The sequence below is a fragment of the Celeribacter persicus genome, from assembly GCF_003050785.1.
GTDB lineage: Bacteria > Pseudomonadota > Alphaproteobacteria > Rhodobacterales > Rhodobacteraceae > Celeribacter > Celeribacter persicus.
The window spans coordinates 152,601-169,640 of the sequence record NZ_QAOH01000002.1; the positions used below are offsets into that span (position 1 = coordinate 152,601).

Below are 17,040 nucleotides of genomic sequence, written 5' to 3' on the forward strand. Positions count from 1 at the left end.
CCCCTTCAGTTCGCGACCACCACGAAGCCCTGACGCTCGAAGGCCGCGCGCGCCTCGTCTCCCTTGAGATAGTCGAGGAACTCGGCCTCGGCGGGCACGTCGCGGTTCGCCAGATCGGCGGCAGGGTAAACGATTGGCGGGTGACTGTCAGCCAGGAAGGTGCCGACCACCGTCACGCCCTCTTCCGCGGCTGCGTCAGTCGCGTAGACAATACCATAGGGGGCCTCTCCTGTGGCGACCAGCGCCAGCGCCGCGCGCACGTTGTCGGCCTGCGCCACCTGAGCCTCCACATCATCCCAAAGCCCGAGGGTTTCGAGCGAGGCCTTGCCGTAAATCCCGGCGGGCACCGCATCGACCAGCGCCATGGCGAGACGCCCCTCACCCAGAAGTGCCGCCAGATCGAGATCGGGGGTGATCTCCACCGGATCGGCATCTCCGGCGGCGATCAGTACGATGGAATTGTTCAGAAGGTCGAACCGTGTGCCCGGCTCCAAAAGCCCCTCTTGCTCCAGCGTGTCCATCCAGCCCGGATTGGCAGAAATGAAAATATCGGCGGGCGCGCCTTGTTGGATTTGCCGCGCAAGCGCGGAGGACCCCGCGAGCGAAATCGCGAGGCTGTGCCCGGTTTCCGCTTCGAAATTCTCTTCGATCTCGGCCAGCGCGTTGGTCATGCTGGCGGCGGCGAAGACGGTGATTTCATCGGCATGGGCGGCGATGGGGGCGAGAACGGCGGCCAGCGCCAAAGCGTGGCGCGCAAAGGAAAAGGACATGGAAGCTCCGTGAATTTGGATATGTTTCCCAAAACATATCGCAACAGCCCTCACGCAAGGCAAGCGTTATTTTCCTTTGGACATATCGCTAGTCGACTCGACAAGCATGCCCCGGATCGCAGCAATCCGCGCTTTTGTCGCCACCTCGGTCTCCGCCACAATCGCCCGGTATTGCGCCAGAACCGCCTCGCCGGTCTCCGTCAGATGCGCTCCGCCGCCCTTGGTGCCGCCCCGCGCGGAAGCCACCAACGGCTCCCTGAAGGCCGCGTTCATGTCCTCGACCAGAGACCAGGCGCGTTTGTAGCTCATCGACATCGCCCGCCCGGCGGCGGCAATCGAGCCGGTGTCGCGAATGCCTTCAAGCAAATCCGCCTTGCCCGGACCAAGCATCAGCCGGTCGCCGAAATGAATGCGCAGCCGCAGCCGCGTGTCGTCGCCCAAGGGGGGCACATCAAGGGGTGTCGCATCGCTCATACTCCCGTTGTGCCTCAGCCCGCACCACCGCGCAAGATCGGAGCATCCAGACGACACACGACTGTCTGGCGTCCGACAAGACGGTTATGCATACGAAAGCCCCCGCAGGTTATCCAGCGGGGGCCTGGGCGTCGCATCATTGGGAGGAGCGTGCGACGCAGGAAAGAATTCTGTCAGACCAGCCGCCCGGCTTCGCGGGCGATGTCCCGGATCACATGGCGCGAAATACCGATGTCCGACAATTCACGATCCGTCATCAGGGACAATTCGCGATAGACCTGATCGGCTTCGGCACGCTGGGCACGGCGATGTGCAATCGTGGTGCGCAACGCATCCAGACGGTCGTGAAGGCGTGCAAAAAGCGGTTGGGCGATGCCGGAAGTATGAGTAAGTGTGGCCATATCCTGTACTCCTGTATGAGCCTGCGTAGGATCGGAGAGCCAATCACAGCGCTTTGAGATCATTTCATGCGATAAATATATTCCTGTTAGCGCAAAATGAGAAACGCCATACGGCGAATCCCGCCATGCACTGAACGCATAGGCTGCGCAAAACCAACATACTTGCACCCTGCCCCCGCTTCATGGGATAGGAGGCCAGATTTGTTCCAAAGGAGCCCGTCATGAGCACGCAGCCCGCCAAGACCGTCGCCATCGGAAACGTGACCTTTTCCAATGCCCATCCCTTCGGGCTGATTGCGGGCCCTTGCCAGCTCGAAAGCCTCGATCACGCCCGGATGCTGGCCGAAAAAATCGCCGAGGCCTGCGCGCCCACCGGCACGGGCTTTGTATTCAAAGGCTCCTATGACAAGGCCAACCGCAGCTCTCTCTCGGGCAAACGTGGCCTGGGTGCCGAGAAAGGCCTCACCATCCTGTCGAAGATCCGCGAGGAATTTGGCTGCCCGGTAATCACCGACGTGCATGAGCCCGCACATTGCGCCATGGCCGCCGAAGCGGTCGATGTGCTGCAAATCCCGGCGTTTCTCTGCCGCCAGACCGATCTCCTTCTCGCGGCTGGCGAGACGGGCAAGGCGATCAACGTCAAGAAGGGGCAGTTCCTCGCCCCCTGGGACATGGACAATGTCGCCGCCAAGCTCGCCTCCACCGGCAACGAGCGGATCATGCTCTGCGAACGCGGCACCTCCTTTGGCTATAATACGCTCGTGAGCGATTTCCGCGGCCTGCCGCGCATGGCCGAAACCGGCTATCCGGTGATCATGGATGCGACGCACTCGGTGCAACAGCCGGGCGGTCAAGGCACCTCGACCGGCGGCGACCGGACCATGGTGCCGGTGCTCGCACGCGCCGCCGTGGCCGTGGGCGTCGCGGGCCTCTTCATCGAGACCCATGAAGACCCGGATAACGCGCCCTCGGACGGGCCGAACATGCTCCGGATCGAAGACCTCGGTCCGCTTCTGGCGACATTGCACGCGCTCGACAGCGTTGTGAAACCGGGCGTGATCTGAGCCAGGCTGTCGGGACCACTTGACCTGAACCATGCGCTGCGGAACAGTTGCGGATACCGCCAATTACCCCGCAGAAAGCTCATGTCCTCGCCTGTCTCTTCGATCCGCAACCTCGGTCCCGCCTCGGACGCAAGTTTCGCACGGGCCGGGATCACTTCCGCCGAGGAACTCCGAAAAATGGGGCCGGACGCAGCGTACCGGCGTTTGCTCGCAAATGGCAGCCGTCCCCATTTCATCGGCTATTACTGCATCGTCATGGGGCTTCAGGGCCGCCCGTGGAACGATTGCAGAGGCAAGGAAAAGGACGATCTGCGCGCCCGGTTCGACGCCATCGTCGCCTCGGTTCAGGCAGATGACAGCGCCGTGTCGCTGGGCATCGAGGCCGTGCTCAACGAGATCGGCACAGGGCTGAGGCGATAGATTCCGGGCATCCGCACGGAACTTTCCCCACCACCCTCACGTTTCTCTTCAAAGCAATTGCATAGGATAGGAGAGAGACATGGACCTCATCCGCATCATCGCCGCCGTGATCCTGCCGCCCTTGGGCGTGTTCCTTCAGGTGGGCTTTGGAAAACACTTCTGGCTCAACATTCTGCTGACGCTTCTGGGCTATATCCCGGGCATCGTTCACGCCGTCTGGATCATCGCCCGTACACCCGAAGAAAGGAGGGTCTGACGCCAGAGACGCTCCGTCTTCTTCTTGGCGCAAATACTCAAGGGAAAAGGCCGCCCCGAAGAACGGCCTTTTCGGAAACTCAAATGCGATGAAACGCTTAGCCGACCAGTTCGATGCCGGAGAAGAAGAAGGCGATCTCTTCGGCGGCGGTTTCCGGGGCATCGGAGCCGTGCACGGAGTTTTCCCCCACGGAGAGAGCGAATTCCTTGCGGATGGTGCCTTCGGCGGCGTCGGCCGGGTTGGTGGCGCCCATGACTTCGCGGTTTTTTGCGATGGCGTTTTCACCTTCGAGGACCTGCACCACGACCGGCTCGGAGATCATGTATTCGCAAAGCTCATCATAGAACGGACGCTCCTTGTGCACGGCGTAGAACGCCTGAGCCTGAGCCAGCGACAGTTGAATGCGCTTGGACGCCACGACGCGCAGGCCGGCCTCTTCGAACTTGGCGATGATCTTGCCGGTCAGGTTGCGCTTGGTGGCGTCGGGTTTGATGATGGAGAAGGTACGCTGGATCGCCATGGGAAAAGCCTCTTGGATCTCGATTTGCAATGGAAACAGGCGCGCATTTTCGCCACGCCCGAAGATTGCGCGCCGGATAACACGGGCAAAGCGGTTTGAAAAGCGGTGATTGACCTTGCCCGCGCGCTCAGGCATGGGAGCGGCATGTTGAAAATCCGCGATATCACCTATTCCGTCGAAGGCCGCACCCTCATCGAGGAAGCGTCCGTCACCATCCCCACCGGCCACAAGGTCGGCATCGTGGGCCGCAACGGCGCGGGCAAGACCACGCTGTTCCGGCTTATCAGGGGCGATCTGGTCCTTGAAGGCGGGTCCATCGAAATCCCGACGCGGGCCCGCATCGGCGGCGTGGCGCAGGAGGTGCCGGGCAATGAGGTCTCCTTGCTCGACACGGTGCTCGCGGAGGACAAGGAACGCGCGAGCCTGATGGCCGAATCCGAGACCGCCACCGACCCGCACCGGATCGCGGAAATCCAGACCCGTCTCGCGGACATCGACGCATGGTCCGCCGAGGGGCGCGCTTCCTCGATCCTCAAGGGGCTTGGCTTCAACGACGAAGAAATCCTGATGCCCTGCTCGGCCTTCTCCGGCGGCTGGCGGATGCGGGTGGCTCTGGCGGGCGTGCTGTTTTCGCAGCCCGATTTCCTTTTGCTCGATGAGCCGACCAACTATCTCGACCTCGAAGGCGCTTTGTGGCTTGAGACCTATCTCGCCAAATATCCGCACACGGTTCTGCTGATTTCCCACGACCGCGCGCTTCTGAACCGCGCCGTCGGCGCGATCCTGCATCTCGAAGGCAAGAAGCTCACGCTTTACACCGGTGGCTATGACGATTTCGCCCGCACTCGCGCCGCCCAACGTGCGGTTCAGGCGGCGACCGCGAAGAAACAGGAGGCCCACCGCGCCCACCTGCAAAGCTTCGTGGACCGGTTCAAGGCGAAAGCCTCGAAAGCGAAACAGGCGCAGTCCCGCGTCAAGATGCTTGAAAAAATGGAAACCATCACAGCACCCGAAGACGCCGCGCGCATGGTGTTCACTTTCCCGACGCCCGAGGAGCTTTCCCCACCGATCCTGCGGATCGAGGGCGGTTCCGTGGGCTATGACGGCAAGGCGATTTTGCAACGGCTCGATCTGCGCATCGACCAGGATGACCGCATCGCTTTGCTCGGTCGCAACGGCGAGGGCAAATCGACGCTCTCCAAACTGTTGTCCGACCGCCTCCCTGCCATGGGTGGCGATATCACCCGACACAAGAAACTCCGCGTCGGCTTCTTCGCCCAGCATCAGGTGGACGAGTTGCATCTCGACGAGACGCCGCTTCAGCACCTGCGCCGGGCCTTGCCGAACCTTGAGCCCACGAAACTGCGCGCCCGCCTCGCGGGCTTCGGCCTTGGCGCGGATCAGGCGGAGACCGAGGTCGGGCGGCTTTCGGGCGGCCAGAAAGCCCGCCTGTCGCTGCTCTTGGCCACGCTCGATGCGCCGCACCTCTTGATCCTCGACGAACCCACCAACCACCTCGACATCGAAAGCCGCGAGGCGCTGGTCGAGGCGCTGACCGAATACACTGGCGCGGTGGTCCTTGTGTCGCACGACATGCACCTTCTTTCGCTCGTGGCCGACCGGCTCTGGCTTGTGAAAGACGGTCGCGTGACACCCTATGAGGAAGACCTCGAAGCCTATCGCCGCTTCCTGATCCAGGGCGATGAGAAGCCGAAAGAGGCCAAGGCAAAACCCGCGCCGAAGGTGAAAAAAGCCACCCGCGAAGAGCTGATGGCGTTGCGCTCCGAGGTTCGCAAATGCGAAGATCGGGTGGAAAAACTCACCGAGATGAGCGAGAAATTACAGGTCAAACTCGCCAATCCCGATCTCTACGAGGACAAACAGGCCGCCGTCGTCTGGCAAAAGAAATATGCCGAGGTCTCGGAGGCGATGGACCGCGCGGAGGCGCTCTGGATGGCCGCGCTCGAAAAGCTCGAATCCGCCGGAGGCAAAGGATAAGCCATGGAGCTTCAGGTTCTGATCACCGCCTTCATGACGCTCTTCGTCATCATCGACCCGATCGGTCTTGCGCCCCTGTTCGTGGCGCTGACCCAAGGTGCGAGCGCGCAACACCGTCGTGCCATAGGGCTGCGTGCGGTGCTGATCGCCTTCGGCATCCTGACGCTCTTCGGGCTGTTCGGCGATCATGTGCTCACCTTCGTGGGCATTTCCATGCCCGCCTTCCGCATCGCGGGCGGGCTTCTATTGTTCCTTACAGCGCTCGAAATGCTCTTCGAGAAACGCAGCAAGCGCCGCGAGGAACACGCCCAGCACCCGGAACATCAGCCGGTCGAGGACCCGTCTGTCTTCCCGCTCGCCACGCCCCTGCTCGCCGGACCCGGTGCGATCACCTCGATGATCCTGCTCATTGATCAGGCGGAGGGCGTCCCCGGGGTGCTCATGATGCTCGGCGTGCTGATCGCGGTTCTGGCTGTCTGCCTCATGTTCTTCGCCCTCTCGAACGTCATGGAGCGCGTGCTCGGCGCGACCGGCATCAATGTGGTGACCCGTCTCATGGGCATGCTGCTGGCCGCTTTGTCGGTGCAATTCGTGGCCGACGGCATCAAAGCGCTGTTCTTTGCGGCCTGAAACGCAATTTGTCCCACTGACAAACCACGCGGGCGATCCTATCTATATCCAATGGATCAGATGGACACTGCCCGCATTCTCTATCTCTCGCTGCTCCTCGGAGCGGTCGGGTTCTATTACGTCGTCGCCAATCGCAAGCGCATGGGCCAGATGGTGCGGCATGCCGTGCTCTGGGCGCTGATCTTTATCGGCGCGCTGGCTGCGGTGGGGCTTTGGCAGGACGTTCGTCCGAGGCTTGCCCCCGCGCAAATGAGCATGGGCGACGGCATGGTCACCGTCGACCGCGATCATTCCGGGCATTTCTCCGTCATGGCCGAGGTGAACGGTGCGCCGGTCGAATTCCTTGTGGATACGGGGGCCTCGAACGTAGTGCTCTCGATGGAGGACGCCAAACGCGCCGGTATCGACGTGGACGATCTCGCCTTCACCGGCCGGGCGCAGACCGCCAACGGATCGGTGCGCACGGCGGCGGTGAGGATCGACACGCTGGAGATCGAGGGCATCACCGACGGCCGCGTGCGGGCCTATGTCACCGATGGCGAGCTGTTCGGCTCGCTTTTGGGCATGGATTACCTGCAACGTTACGAACGCATCGAGATCAGGCAGAACAAGCTGATTTTGACGCGGTAAAGGGGCTTTGCCCCTCTTGGCTGGCGCCAATTCACCCCAGGATATTTGGGGACAAAAGAAGGCGGGTCAGCCCTTCTTGCTCTCCGCCTTCTTCTCCCACCGGCCGCTTTCTTCGGACCAGTATTGCGCCTCAGTTCCCGCGTCGGTGAGGGTTTTCCACTGCACCCGCGCGTGTTGCACCGCTTCCGCATCGTGCCCGTCGAAAAGGATACAGGCGCGATCAAGTGCCGCGATTTCCCCGGCGCTCAAATCGGCCCCGCCGACGCTCATCACACAGGCGGGTGAATTGCCGCCCGCCCCGGTGGTCAACAGCACGGGCTGATCCGCGTCATGCGGCCCGCCCGCCATGCCATGCGGCAGGAACCCCTCGCGCAGCCAGAGCGCCTGATCGAGCGCCCGAAGCATCTCGTCGGAGCGTCCGCGCACCTCCACGCGCCAGCCTGCGGAAAGGGATTTCTCCGAAAGCGTGGCCAGCGTTTCCGCCAGAGGCGCGCGGGTCAGGTGGTAGAAATAGACTGCGCCCATAAGGCCTTAGTCCTTCATGTTCATTTCGTCGATCATCCGGTTGAGCGCCAGAACGCCCCAGCCGGTCGCACCTTTCGGTGCCAGAGCCGTGCCGGAGGCGACCGAGGCCACACCCGCGATGTCGAGGTGAATCCAGGGCGTCTCATCCTTCACAAAACGTTTGAGGAATTGTGCCGCCGTGATCGCCCCGCCCCAGCGCGTGCCGACGTTTTTCATGTCGGCCACGTTGGATTTCAGAAGATCGTCATAGCCCTGCCCCATCGGCAGACGCCACGCGCCCTCGCCCTCGGTTTCGGCGGCTTTCAGGAAGGTGTTGCAGAAACCATCGTCATTGGAGAACACACCGGCGTTTTCCTGCCCCAGAGCCACCATGCAGGCGCCCGTAAGCGTGGCGAGATCGACCATGGCCGTCGGCGCGAAACGATCCTGCGCGTACCAGAGTACATCGGCCAGCACCAGACGCCCCTCGGCATCGGTGTTGATGATCTCGACCGTGTCGCCCTTCATGGATTTCACCACATCGCCCGGACGCGTCGCCTGACCGTCGGGCATGTTCTCGACCAGCCCGACGAGACCAACGACATTCACCGGAGCCTTGCGCAGGGCAAGCGATTTCATCACGCCCGACACAGTGGCAGCCCCGCCCATGTCCATGGTCATGTCTTCCATCCCGGCGGCGGGTTTCAGGGAAATCCCGCCGGTGTCGAACACCACACCCTTGCCGACAAGCGCCAAAGGCGGCTCCTCGCCACCGGCCTGCCATTGCATCACCACCATCTTGGTCGGCGTCACCGATCCCTGTCCGACCGAGAGCAACAGGTTCATGCCCAGCTCGGCCAAACGGTCTTCCTCGAAAACCTCGACTTTGACACCAAGCTTTTCCAATTCGATCAGGCGCGCGGCGAATTCCGTGGTGCTCAGCACGTTCGAGGGCTCGGAGACCAGATCGCGGGCAAAAAACACCCCCTCGGCCAGTGCCGTCACCGTCCCAAGATCCACTGTTTCGGGTTTCGCCACCGCCAGCGTCACCTCCGGGGTCACCGGGGCGTCTTCCAGGGTTTTGTGCGCGGTGAAACTGTAGTTCCGAAGCATCAGCCCGAGCGCCAGTTCCTCCACACGTTTGAGACTGCCCGGCAGAACCAGAGCGCCGTCCTTATCCAGCGCCGCGCCGATGGCGGCCCCGGCCTTGCGACAAAGTTCCACAGAGGCCTGATGACCGAGTTTCACCACCTGTACGGCAGAGGCCGCCATGCCCACCGGATAAGCGAGGTCTTTCGCCTCAGATTCTTTCAGCTTTTCGAAGGCCGGGCTTTCGACGAACCGCGCCAAAGCGCCCTTCGTGAGCCGGTTGATCCGCCGCGCCGCCGGGCTCATTTTGCCATCGGGCGTCACCATTACAGCCACCCGTCCAGGGGCGGTGGCAATGGCCTCGACGTCGATGTCTGTCACGGTGATCTGGGCAAGCGCGGTCATGGCAATTCCTTTGTTCAACTCGGGTTCCCTCATAGGTAGCGGCCCCGTCCCGGACTGACCAGTGCGAGATTACGCCTTTCGCACGGGTTTTCGGCTTTCTCCCCGCGCGCGCTGCGGATAAAGTCCGCCCGAACATAAACGCCAGTATCGGGACCAGTGGTTTGGGGAGATTCGACAAATACATGCTTCAGCAACTGCTGATGCTGTTCGGATTCTTTTCGTTGCTTTTGGCGCTGGTGTTCTGGGTAAACAAGGCGGTGGGGCTTCTCGACTGGCTGATGGGCGACGGGCAATCCGCCTCGACCTTTCTGCGCCTCACGCTTCTGTCTCTACCGACGATTCTCGTGAACCTCCTGCCAATCGCCGCCTTTGCCGCCGTCGTCTATGTCACCAACAGGCTGTCGTCGGAATCGGAACTGGTGGTGGTGCAGGCCGCCGGATATTCGCCCTATCGTCTGGCCCGCCCTGTCCTGATCTTCGGCATCATCGTCGGACTGATGGTCGCGGTTCTGGCGCATTTTCTGGTGCCGATGTCGCAGCGCGAACTGGACCTGCGTCGCGCCGAGATCGCTCAGGACATCACCGCGCGGCTTTTGACCGAGGGCTCCTTCGTCCACCCGGTCAAGGGCATCACCTTCTACGTGCGCAACATCACCGCGGCGGGCGAGCTTGAGGACGTCTATCTCTCCAACAGCCGCGAAAAAAACCAGCGCCAGAGCTTCATGGCCTCGCGCGCCCTGATCGTCAAAGACGACACCGGGCCGATGCTTCTGATGTTCGACGGCATGAGTCAGACCTACGAGATCGCCGAACAGCGCCTCTCCGTCACCCGCTTTGACACCTTCACCTATAGTCTCGCCGGTCTTCTTGGAGATACGCAAACACAACCGCGCTCGATCCGCTCCACCGACAGCCTCACCCTGCTCATGGCCTCGCCCGCGCTAGAGGCGGAACTCAACCGCAGTCCGATGCAGATCGTCGCCGAGGTGACCCAACGGATGAACAAGGCCGTGCAGGGCGTCGTCATCTGTCTCGTGGGCTTTGCGGCCTTGCTGATCGGCGGGTTCTCGCGCTTCGGGCTCTGGCGGCAGATCCTTCTCGCCATCGTGTTGCTGGTCATCGTGAAATCCCTCGACAACAGTTTTGGCGGCGCGATCGACCGCAATCCCGGACTCTGGCCGTTGCGCTATCTCGCCTCCATGCTGGCTGTGATCATGGCGCTCGGGCTGATGTGGAAGGCTGGCCACCCACGCCTGCGCCGCCGCAAGGACCGCGCCGCCGGGGAGATGCCGACATGAGGCTCGATCTCTATTTCGCCCGGCGTTTCCTGCGGGCGCTTCTCATGGTGCTGGCGATGTTCGCCGGGCTGATCCTCATGGTCGAAAGCCTCGATCAACTGCGTGATCTCGCCGATCTCAATGTTGGCGGAACGGCAGTGCTGCACATGGCGCTTCTACGGGTGCCGCGCACGCTTTATGAAATCCTGTCGATTATCGTGATGATCGCAACATTGGTGCTGTTTCTCGGCCTCGCGCGTTCCTCGGAACTGGTTGTCGCCCGCGCAGCGGGGCGCTCCGCCATGCGCTCGCTCGTGCCGCCGATCACCGTGGCCTTCCTGTTCGGTGCACTCAGCGTCGCCGTGTTCAACCCGATCGCCGCCACCACCGAACGCGCCTACGAGCGTCAGCAAACCGTCATGAGCAAAGGCGAGGCTCAAGTGTTTTCCGTCTCCGACGAAGGGCTCTGGCTGCGCGAAGGCACGCCGAGCGGCCAGATGGTGGTCCGCGCCACGCGCTCCAATCTCGACGGCTCGCAATTGCAGGACGTGAGCTTCGTCGGATTCGCACCGGATGGCACCCCGCTCTACCGAATCGAAGCGCAAAGCGCCGAGATCGAGAACGGGCAATGGCTTTTGACCGGAGCCAAACGCTGGCCGCTGGAAGGGGCCGCCAACCCTGAGGCGGCCGCCACCGTGCACGACCAACTCACGCTTACCACCTCGCTTACGCCTGAGGAAATCCGCGACCGTTTCGGCGCCCCCGAATCCGTGCCTTTCTGGGAGCTGACCAGCTATATCGACAAGCTCGAAGTCGCCGGCTTTTCCGCTCGCTCCTATCGCATGTGGCTGCAAAGCGAGCTGGCCCTGCCGTTTACCTTTGTCGCCATGGTGCTGATCGCCGCTGGCTTCACCATGCGCCACACACGGCTCGGCAACACCTCCTCGCGGGTCGTCATCGCGCTGCTGCTGGCCTTCGGCTTCTATTTCCTGCGCTCCTTTGCCATCGTCATGGGACAGAACGGCTTGCTGCCGATTTCTCTGGCCGCCTGGGCACCGCCGCTTGCCGTGATCTTCGCTTCTCTTGCCCTTCTGTTGCATTTGGAGGATGGATAGGGACATGACCGCAGCCTGCCCGGCCCCTCTTTTCCGCTTCGCGCGCCCGTTGCGCGCCCCGCTTACGGCCTTCGCCCTGAGCGCCGCTCTGGTCGTGGGTGGCCCGGCAATGACGCAGAGCAATTCCGAGCCGCCATCCGCCCTCATGGCCGACAGTGTCAGCTTCGACGGTACGTTTCTGATCGCGACCGGCGCGGTCGAGGTGCTGCGCGGTGACACAAGGCTGACCGCGACACGCATCACCTACAATCAGGAAACCGGCGCACTCACCATAGACGGCCCGATCCGCCTGACCGAATCGGGCGGAGAGACCGAGATTCTCGCCTCCTCGGCGGAGATCGACACCGAACTGAAAAACGGTCTTCTGATGTCCGCGCGCATGGTGATCGACCGCCAGATGCAACTGGCCGCGGCCCGGCTCGATGTGGTCGAAGGACGCTATACCCGGCTCGAAAAAACCGTGGCCTCGACCTGCGAGGTCTGCGTCGGACGCCCGGTGCCGCTGTGGGAAATCCGTGCCAGCGAAGTGATCCACGACAACGAGACCCGTCAGCTTTATTTCACCGACGCGCACCTGCGCATCGTCGATATTCCGGTGCTCTGGTTGCCCCGTTTCCGGGTCCCCGACCCGACGGTGGAACGCACCAACGGCTTTCTCATCCCGGAAATCCGCACCGATTCGACATTGGGTACCGGCATCGAGATTCCCTATTTCATCACTTTGGGAGATCACCGCGACCTTACCGTCTCGCCCTATCTCGCGACCCACACCACAACACTGAACCTGCGCTATCGTCAGGCTTTTGTGCACGGCGATCTCGAACTGAACGGTGCGATCAGCTCGGACGACACCCGCAACGGGCTGCGCGCCTATCTCTTTGCCGAAGGCAACTGGCGGCTCGACAACGGGCTGAACCTCGGCTTCGATCTGCGCGCCACGTCCGACATCGCCTATCTGCTCGATTACGGCTATTACGACGGCGATTACCTGCCCTCCAAGGTCACGGTCAGCCGCTATCGCGAGGACGAGGCGATCGGCGGGCAATTCGTCTATTCCCGCAGCCTGCGCGACGCCGATGTGGTGATAGAGGACACGCTGCCCTTCCTGCTGGGCGAGTTCAGCTATGAACATCTCTACCAGCCCGCACGCCTGCCCGGTCAACTCAGCTTCGGGCTCAGCGCCTCGACGTCCTACCGCGACTCAGAAGCCGATATCGAGGGCTATGACGTGCTGCGCCTTGGCGCCGAAGGGCGCTGGAGCGGCTCGGCGGTCTTCGGACCGGGGCTGAAACTCGAAAACGCCGCCGCCCTGTATGTCGATGGCTATGTGCAGCAGCAATATTCCGCCTATGAAAACCATGTTACGCAATTGACCGGCAGCGCAGAGACCCGGTTGAGCTGGCCGCTCACGCGGGTGACCGCCTCGGGCGCTTCCGAGCTTCTGGAACCGCTCCTGCAACTCGGCTGGGCCGATACCACCGGCGGCGATGTGCCCAATACGGATTCGCGTTTCGTCGAATTCGACGAGGGCAATCTGTTGACGCTTGCGCGCTTTCCCGGTGCCGACCGGCGCGAAACCGGACTGACCGCCGCCGCCGGCCTGCGCTTTTCCCATTACGGCGAACGCGCGGATTATGGGCTCACCCTCGGTCGTGTCCTCAACCTCGAAGACCATGACGCTTATTCCGTATCCTCCGGCCTTTCCGGTCAAAGCTCCGACTGGCTTCTGGGGGCGGGGCTGCGTTTTGCGAACGGCTTTGCCGCAAACACCCGCGCACTCGTCACCGAGGATGCCGAGATCACCAAATGGGAGACCCGTCTCGACCTGAGCCGTCCGCGCTACTCGATCGGATCGAGCTATGCCTATGTCATCGCCGACGCTTATGAAGACCGCGACACGGATCTCAACGAATTCGGCTTCGACGGATCGGTGAAACTCGCACAGAACTGGAGCGCCACGGCACAATATCTCTACGATTTCAACGAAGACGAAGCCACCCGTGCGGGTCTCGGGCTGCAATTCCAGAACGAATGCACGCGGCTCAAGCTCGAACTGACGCGGCGCTATTGGGACACCGATTCCCTCGATCCGACCACGCGTGTGGCGTTTTCCGTGGGTTTCGGCGCCTTTGGCACGGGGGCGCAAAAGACCGGCTCATGCGCCTTCTGAGCCGTGCCGTGCCCGAGTGCTGCGTTCACAATCGGGATATTCCCCCTGCACCTGCCGCCTGCGCACAAGCAATCCGCTTGGCCCGGACCGCGAAACCCCTTAGAAAGAAACCGACATCTGAACAAAGCCCCGAAACGGGGGCGAGGGGAAAGTGGGCATGGGAGTGAGCATGACACGCAAAATCGGGGCTGATCTTCTTGCCATGGCAAAAAACCGTCTGCTCAAATCGGCACAGGCCACCGGGCTCTGCGGCCATATGATCCGGGGCGGAATTCTCGGCCTGGCGCTCGCCCTCCCCGGGCTCGCTTCGGCCCAGAACCTTTTCGCGCCCGTCGCCTATGTCAACGACAAGGTCGTGACCGGCTACGAACTGGACCAGCGCATGCAGATGCTCTCGGTCCTGGGCGGTGCCAAAGGCCGCGCCGCCACGCTTGACGCGCTGATCGACGAGCGGCTGAGACAGGAAGCCGCCGATCGCGTGGGCTTCCAACTCACTGACGAACAGGTTGCCGCCGGGATTGCCGAATTCGCCGCCCGTGGTGATCTGAAACCGGAACAGTTTCTGTCCCTGATGGCCCGCAACGGTGTCGCCGCTCAGACCGTACGCGATTTCGTCGCTTCTGGCCTGGTCTGGCGCGAATACGCCCGCGCCCGTTTTGCCTCCAAGGCGCAGGTTTCCGAGGCCGAAATCGACAAGGCGTTGCAAAGCAATGGCCCTTCCGGCGGGCTGCGCGTGCTCCTGTCCGAACTTTTCCTGCCCGCCCGCACGCCCGAAGAAGCGGCGAAATCGGCCGAACTGGCGAAACAGATCGCCGCCAATCCCTCGATCCCGGCCTTTGCCGCGGCGGCTTCTCAATACTCCGTCGCCCCTTCGCGCGAGCAAGCCGGACGGATGGATTGGGTGTCCGTCGGCGATCTGCCGCCGCCGCTGCGCGCCGCCGTCATGGGGTTGAAACCCGGCGAAGTCAGCGCGCCCCTGTCCACTGGCAATGCCATCGGCATTTTCCAACTGCGTTCCGTTGCCGAAACCAATGCGCCGACACCGCAGGCCGATGCCATCGAATATGCCGCCTATTATATCGCGGGCGGACGTTCCGAGGCCGCGCTCAAACGCGCCGCCGAGGTGAAAGCCAGCGTCGACACTTGCGACGATCTTTATGGTATTGCCAAGGGACAGCCCGAAAGCGTGCTCGAAATCGACACCCTCCCGGTGAGCCAAATCCCCAACGATGTGGCTTTTGAGCTTGCGAAGCTCGATCCCGGTGAGGTCTCGACCGCACTGACCCGCACTGACGGGCAGACGCTTGTTTTCCTGATGATGTGCGGACGCTCTTATGCCGCGGCCGCCGATGCCGATCGCGACGCCGTGCGCACACAGTTGCAATCGCAGCGCATCGGGGCGCTCGCCGACAGTTTCCTTGCCGAGATGCGCGCCGACGCCAATATCGTGATCCCCTGAGAGCCACGCGAGACATCGACATGAGCCAGACTGATCCCCTAGCCCCCATTGCCCTGAGCTGTGGCGAACCGGCAGGGGTCGGTCCCGAACTGGCTGTGAAAGCGGCCAAGCTGTTGGCCGGGACGGTGCCATTCTTCTGGATCGGCGATCCGTGCCACTTGCCGAAAGATGCGTTGTTCGAGGAGATCGCCAGCCCCGCCGAGGCGCTTGGGATCGCGCCCGGCGCCTTGCCCGTGCTGCACCATGACTTCCCGGCGGAGGTGCGCCCCGGCAAGCCCGATCTCGACAACGCCCAAAGCGTGATCGACGTGATCCGTCGCGCCACGGCGCTCGTGCAGACTGGCGAGGCCTCGGCACTTTGCACCGCACCGATTCACAAGAAGGTGCTGAAAGACGGCGCGGGCTATGCCTTCCCCGGTCACACGGAATTCCTCGCCCATCTCGGCGGCGTGGAGCGTGTGGTGATGATGCTCGCCTGTACCGAGCTGCGCGTCGTGCCTGTGACCATCCACATCGCGCTGCGTGATGTGCCCGAGGCCTTCACCCCCGAACTGCTCGAAGAGACCATTCGTATCACCGCCGCCGACATGGACCGCTACTGGGGCTATGCCAATCCGCGCATCGCGATTGCCGGTCTCAATCCCCACGCGGGCGAAGGCGGGGCCATGGGTACGGAAGAGATCGACTGGATGATCCCGCTGATCGACCGGCTCAAGGCGCAGGGTTTTGATCTCACCGGCCCGATGTCGCCCGACACCATGTTCCATAGCCGTGCCCGTGCGGGCTATGACGTCGCCCTTTGCGCCTACCACGATCAGGCGCTGATCCCGATCAAGACCATCGACTTTTCCGGCGGCGTCAATGTGACGCTCGGCCTGCCCTTCATCCGCACCTCGCCCGATCACGGCACCGCCTTCGACATCGCGGGCAAGGGCGTGGCAGACCCGTCGAGTCTGATCGCCGCGCTCAAGATGGCGCAGGACATGGCGCTGACCGCCCGGAAGGCACGCTGATGGCCACCGTTGACGGACTGCCGCCACTGCGCGAAGTGATTGCACATCATGGGCTTGTGGCCAAGAAATCCCTCGGCCAGAACTTTCTGCTCGATCTCAACCTGACTTCGAAAATCGCACGTCAGGCGGGCGATCTGAGCCAATGCGACGTGCTCGAAGTCGGTCCCGGTCCCGGCGGTCTGACCCGTGGGCTTCTGGCCGAAGGGGCACGCAAAGTGTTGGCCGTCGAGAAAGACAGCCGCGCCATGGGGCCTTTATCGGAAATTTCCGCCGCTTATCCCGGTCGTCTCGAAGTGATCAACGCCGACGCTTTGGAAATCGACCCGCTGGAGCGTCTGACGCCCCCGGTGCGCATTGTCGCCAACCTGCCTTATAACGTCGGCACCGAGCTGCTGGTGCGCTGGCTGACCCCGCCTGAGTGGCCGCCCTATTGGGCCTCTCTCACGCTGATGTTCCAGCGCGAGGTGGCCGAGCGCATCGTCGCCGAGCCGGGATCCAAAAAATACGGTCGGCTTGCGATCCTCGCGCAATGGCGCACCACGCCGCGCATCGTCATGGAACTGCCGCCGGAAGCTTTCAGCCCGCCACCGAAAATCCATTCCGCCGTGGTCCATCTCGACGCCCTGCCCGCGCCGCGTTTCGAGGCCGACCCCAAAATGCTCGAACGTGTTGTCGCCGCCGGCTTCAACCAGCGCCGCAAGATGCTTCGCGCCTCGTTGAAGGGCCTCGCTCCCGACATCGAAGACCGGCTCACGGCGGCGGGGATCAAACCCACGGACCGCGCCGAACAGATTCCCATCGAGGGGTGGTGTGCTTTGGCCCGCGAGATGGCGAAAGGATAAATC

18 protein-coding genes are annotated in these 17,040 nt (G+C 62.6%); 12 read left to right on the top strand and 6 right to left on the bottom strand.

Going from position 1 to position 17,040, the window contains the following annotated elements:
* Window positions 1–5: 5 nt before the first annotated feature.
* The 3 genes from modA to C8N42_RS03780 form a co-directional block, all read right to left on the bottom strand.
* Window positions 6–770, bottom strand: coding sequence for a molybdate ABC transporter substrate-binding protein (gene modA / locus C8N42_RS03770; protein ID WP_107815210.1), 765 nt, complete (start codon window positions 768–770; stop codon window positions 6–8).
* Window positions 771–836: 66 nt separating this feature from the next.
* On the bottom strand, window positions 837–1,244 hold the full coding sequence (locus C8N42_RS03775; RefSeq protein ID WP_245889955.1) for a winged helix-turn-helix domain-containing protein: 408 nt from the start codon (window positions 1,242–1,244) through the stop codon (window positions 837–839).
* Between the two features lie 173 nt (window positions 1,245–1,417).
* Entirely contained in the window at window positions 1,418–1,645 is a 228-nt protein-coding gene (locus C8N42_RS03780) for a DUF1127 domain-containing protein (RefSeq protein WP_170109187.1), read from the bottom strand.
* A 221-nt stretch (window positions 1,646–1,866) separates the two neighbouring features.
* Between C8N42_RS03780 and kdsA the strand changes: the two genes are divergently transcribed.
* The 3 genes from kdsA to C8N42_RS03795 all read left to right on the top strand — a co-directional run bounded on the left by kdsA (window position 1,867) and on the right by C8N42_RS03795 (window position 3,385).
* Window positions 1,867–2,709, top strand: a complete 843-nt coding sequence (gene kdsA, locus C8N42_RS03785) for a 3-deoxy-8-phosphooctulonate synthase (RefSeq protein ID WP_107815212.1) — start codon at window positions 1,867–1,869, stop codon at window positions 2,707–2,709.
* Between the two features lie 81 nt (window positions 2,710–2,790).
* Window positions 2,791–3,129 carry a TfoX/Sxy family DNA transformation protein gene (locus C8N42_RS03790; protein ID WP_107815213.1) on the top strand — a complete coding sequence of 113 codons (339 nt, stop codon included), beginning with the start codon at window positions 2,791–2,793 and terminating at the stop codon, window positions 3,127–3,129.
* Window positions 3,130–3,208: 79 nt separating this feature from the next.
* Complete coding sequence (locus C8N42_RS03795; RefSeq protein WP_107815214.1) at window positions 3,209–3,385, top strand: YqaE/Pmp3 family membrane protein; 177 nt, start codon at window positions 3,209–3,211, stop codon at window positions 3,383–3,385.
* A 97-nt stretch (window positions 3,386–3,482) separates the two neighbouring features.
* Here C8N42_RS03795 and ndk read toward each other — a convergent pair whose 3' ends face one another.
* Window positions 3,483–3,905 (bottom strand): nucleoside-diphosphate kinase, encoded by a 423-nt coding sequence (gene ndk / locus C8N42_RS03800; protein WP_107815380.1) that lies wholly within the window; start codon window positions 3,903–3,905, stop codon window positions 3,483–3,485.
* A gap of 144 nt (window positions 3,906–4,049) precedes the next feature.
* Here ndk and C8N42_RS03805 point away from each other — a divergent pair, with 144 nt between their 5' ends.
* From C8N42_RS03805 to C8N42_RS03815, 3 genes are read left to right on the top strand one after another with little or no spacing between them, the layout of a single operon-like run.
* Window positions 4,050–5,903, top strand: a complete 1,854-nt coding sequence (locus C8N42_RS03805; protein ID WP_107815215.1) for an ABC-F family ATP-binding cassette domain-containing protein — start codon at window positions 4,050–4,052, stop codon at window positions 5,901–5,903.
* A 3-nt stretch (window positions 5,904–5,906) separates the two neighbouring features.
* A complete protein-coding gene (locus C8N42_RS03810) occupies window positions 5,907–6,533 on the top strand; it encodes a MarC family protein (RefSeq protein WP_107815216.1) in 627 nt (208 codons plus the stop codon).
* A gap of 60 nt (window positions 6,534–6,593) precedes the next feature.
* Entirely contained in the window at window positions 6,594–7,163 is a 570-nt protein-coding gene (locus tag C8N42_RS03815) for a retropepsin-like aspartic protease family protein (protein WP_342747962.1), read from the top strand.
* A gap of 66 nt (window positions 7,164–7,229) precedes the next feature.
* Here C8N42_RS03815 and C8N42_RS03820 read toward each other — a convergent pair whose 3' ends face one another.
* Together C8N42_RS03820 and C8N42_RS03825 are read right to left on the bottom strand one after the other, a co-directional pair.
* Window positions 7,230–7,688: a DNA polymerase III subunit chi gene (locus C8N42_RS03820; protein WP_107815218.1), complete on the bottom strand. Its 459-nt coding sequence runs from the start codon at window positions 7,686–7,688 to the stop codon at window positions 7,230–7,232.
* Window positions 7,689–7,694: 6 nt separating this feature from the next.
* Window positions 7,695–9,161 carry a leucyl aminopeptidase gene (locus C8N42_RS03825; protein WP_107815219.1) on the bottom strand — a complete coding sequence of 489 codons (1,467 nt, stop codon included), beginning with the start codon at window positions 9,159–9,161 and terminating at the stop codon, window positions 7,695–7,697.
* Between the two features lie 182 nt (window positions 9,162–9,343).
* On the opposite strand from C8N42_RS03825, the gene C8N42_RS03830 reads away from it, so the two are divergent.
* The 6 genes from C8N42_RS03830 to rsmA all read left to right on the top strand — a co-directional run bounded on the left by C8N42_RS03830 (window position 9,344) and on the right by rsmA (window position 17,037).
* Window positions 9,344–10,459, top strand: a complete 1,116-nt coding sequence (locus C8N42_RS03830; RefSeq protein WP_107815220.1) for an LptF/LptG family permease — start codon at window positions 9,344–9,346, stop codon at window positions 10,457–10,459.
* Window positions 10,456–11,553: an LPS export ABC transporter permease LptG gene (gene lptG, locus C8N42_RS03835; RefSeq protein WP_107815221.1), complete on the top strand. Its 1,098-nt coding sequence runs from the start codon at window positions 10,456–10,458 to the stop codon at window positions 11,551–11,553. The genes C8N42_RS03830 and lptG overlap by 4 nt, the downstream gene beginning before the upstream one ends.
* A gap of 4 nt (window positions 11,554–11,557) precedes the next feature.
* Complete coding sequence (locus tag C8N42_RS03840) at window positions 11,558–13,723, top strand: LPS-assembly protein LptD (RefSeq protein WP_170109188.1); 2,166 nt, start codon at window positions 11,558–11,560, stop codon at window positions 13,721–13,723.
* Between the two features lie 169 nt (window positions 13,724–13,892).
* Window positions 13,893–15,182, top strand: coding sequence for a peptidylprolyl isomerase (locus C8N42_RS03845; protein WP_245889956.1), 1,290 nt, complete (start codon window positions 13,893–13,895; stop codon window positions 15,180–15,182).
* A 20-nt stretch (window positions 15,183–15,202) separates the two neighbouring features.
* Window positions 15,203–16,195 (top strand): 4-hydroxythreonine-4-phosphate dehydrogenase PdxA, encoded by a 993-nt coding sequence (gene pdxA / locus C8N42_RS03850; RefSeq protein WP_107815223.1) that lies wholly within the window; start codon window positions 15,203–15,205, stop codon window positions 16,193–16,195.
* Window positions 16,195–17,037, top strand: a complete 843-nt coding sequence (gene rsmA / locus C8N42_RS03855) for a 16S rRNA (adenine(1518)-N(6)/adenine(1519)-N(6))-dimethyltransferase RsmA (RefSeq protein WP_107815224.1) — start codon at window positions 16,195–16,197, stop codon at window positions 17,035–17,037. The genes pdxA and rsmA overlap by 1 nt, the downstream gene beginning before the upstream one ends.
* Window positions 17,038–17,040: the final 3 nt, after the last annotated feature.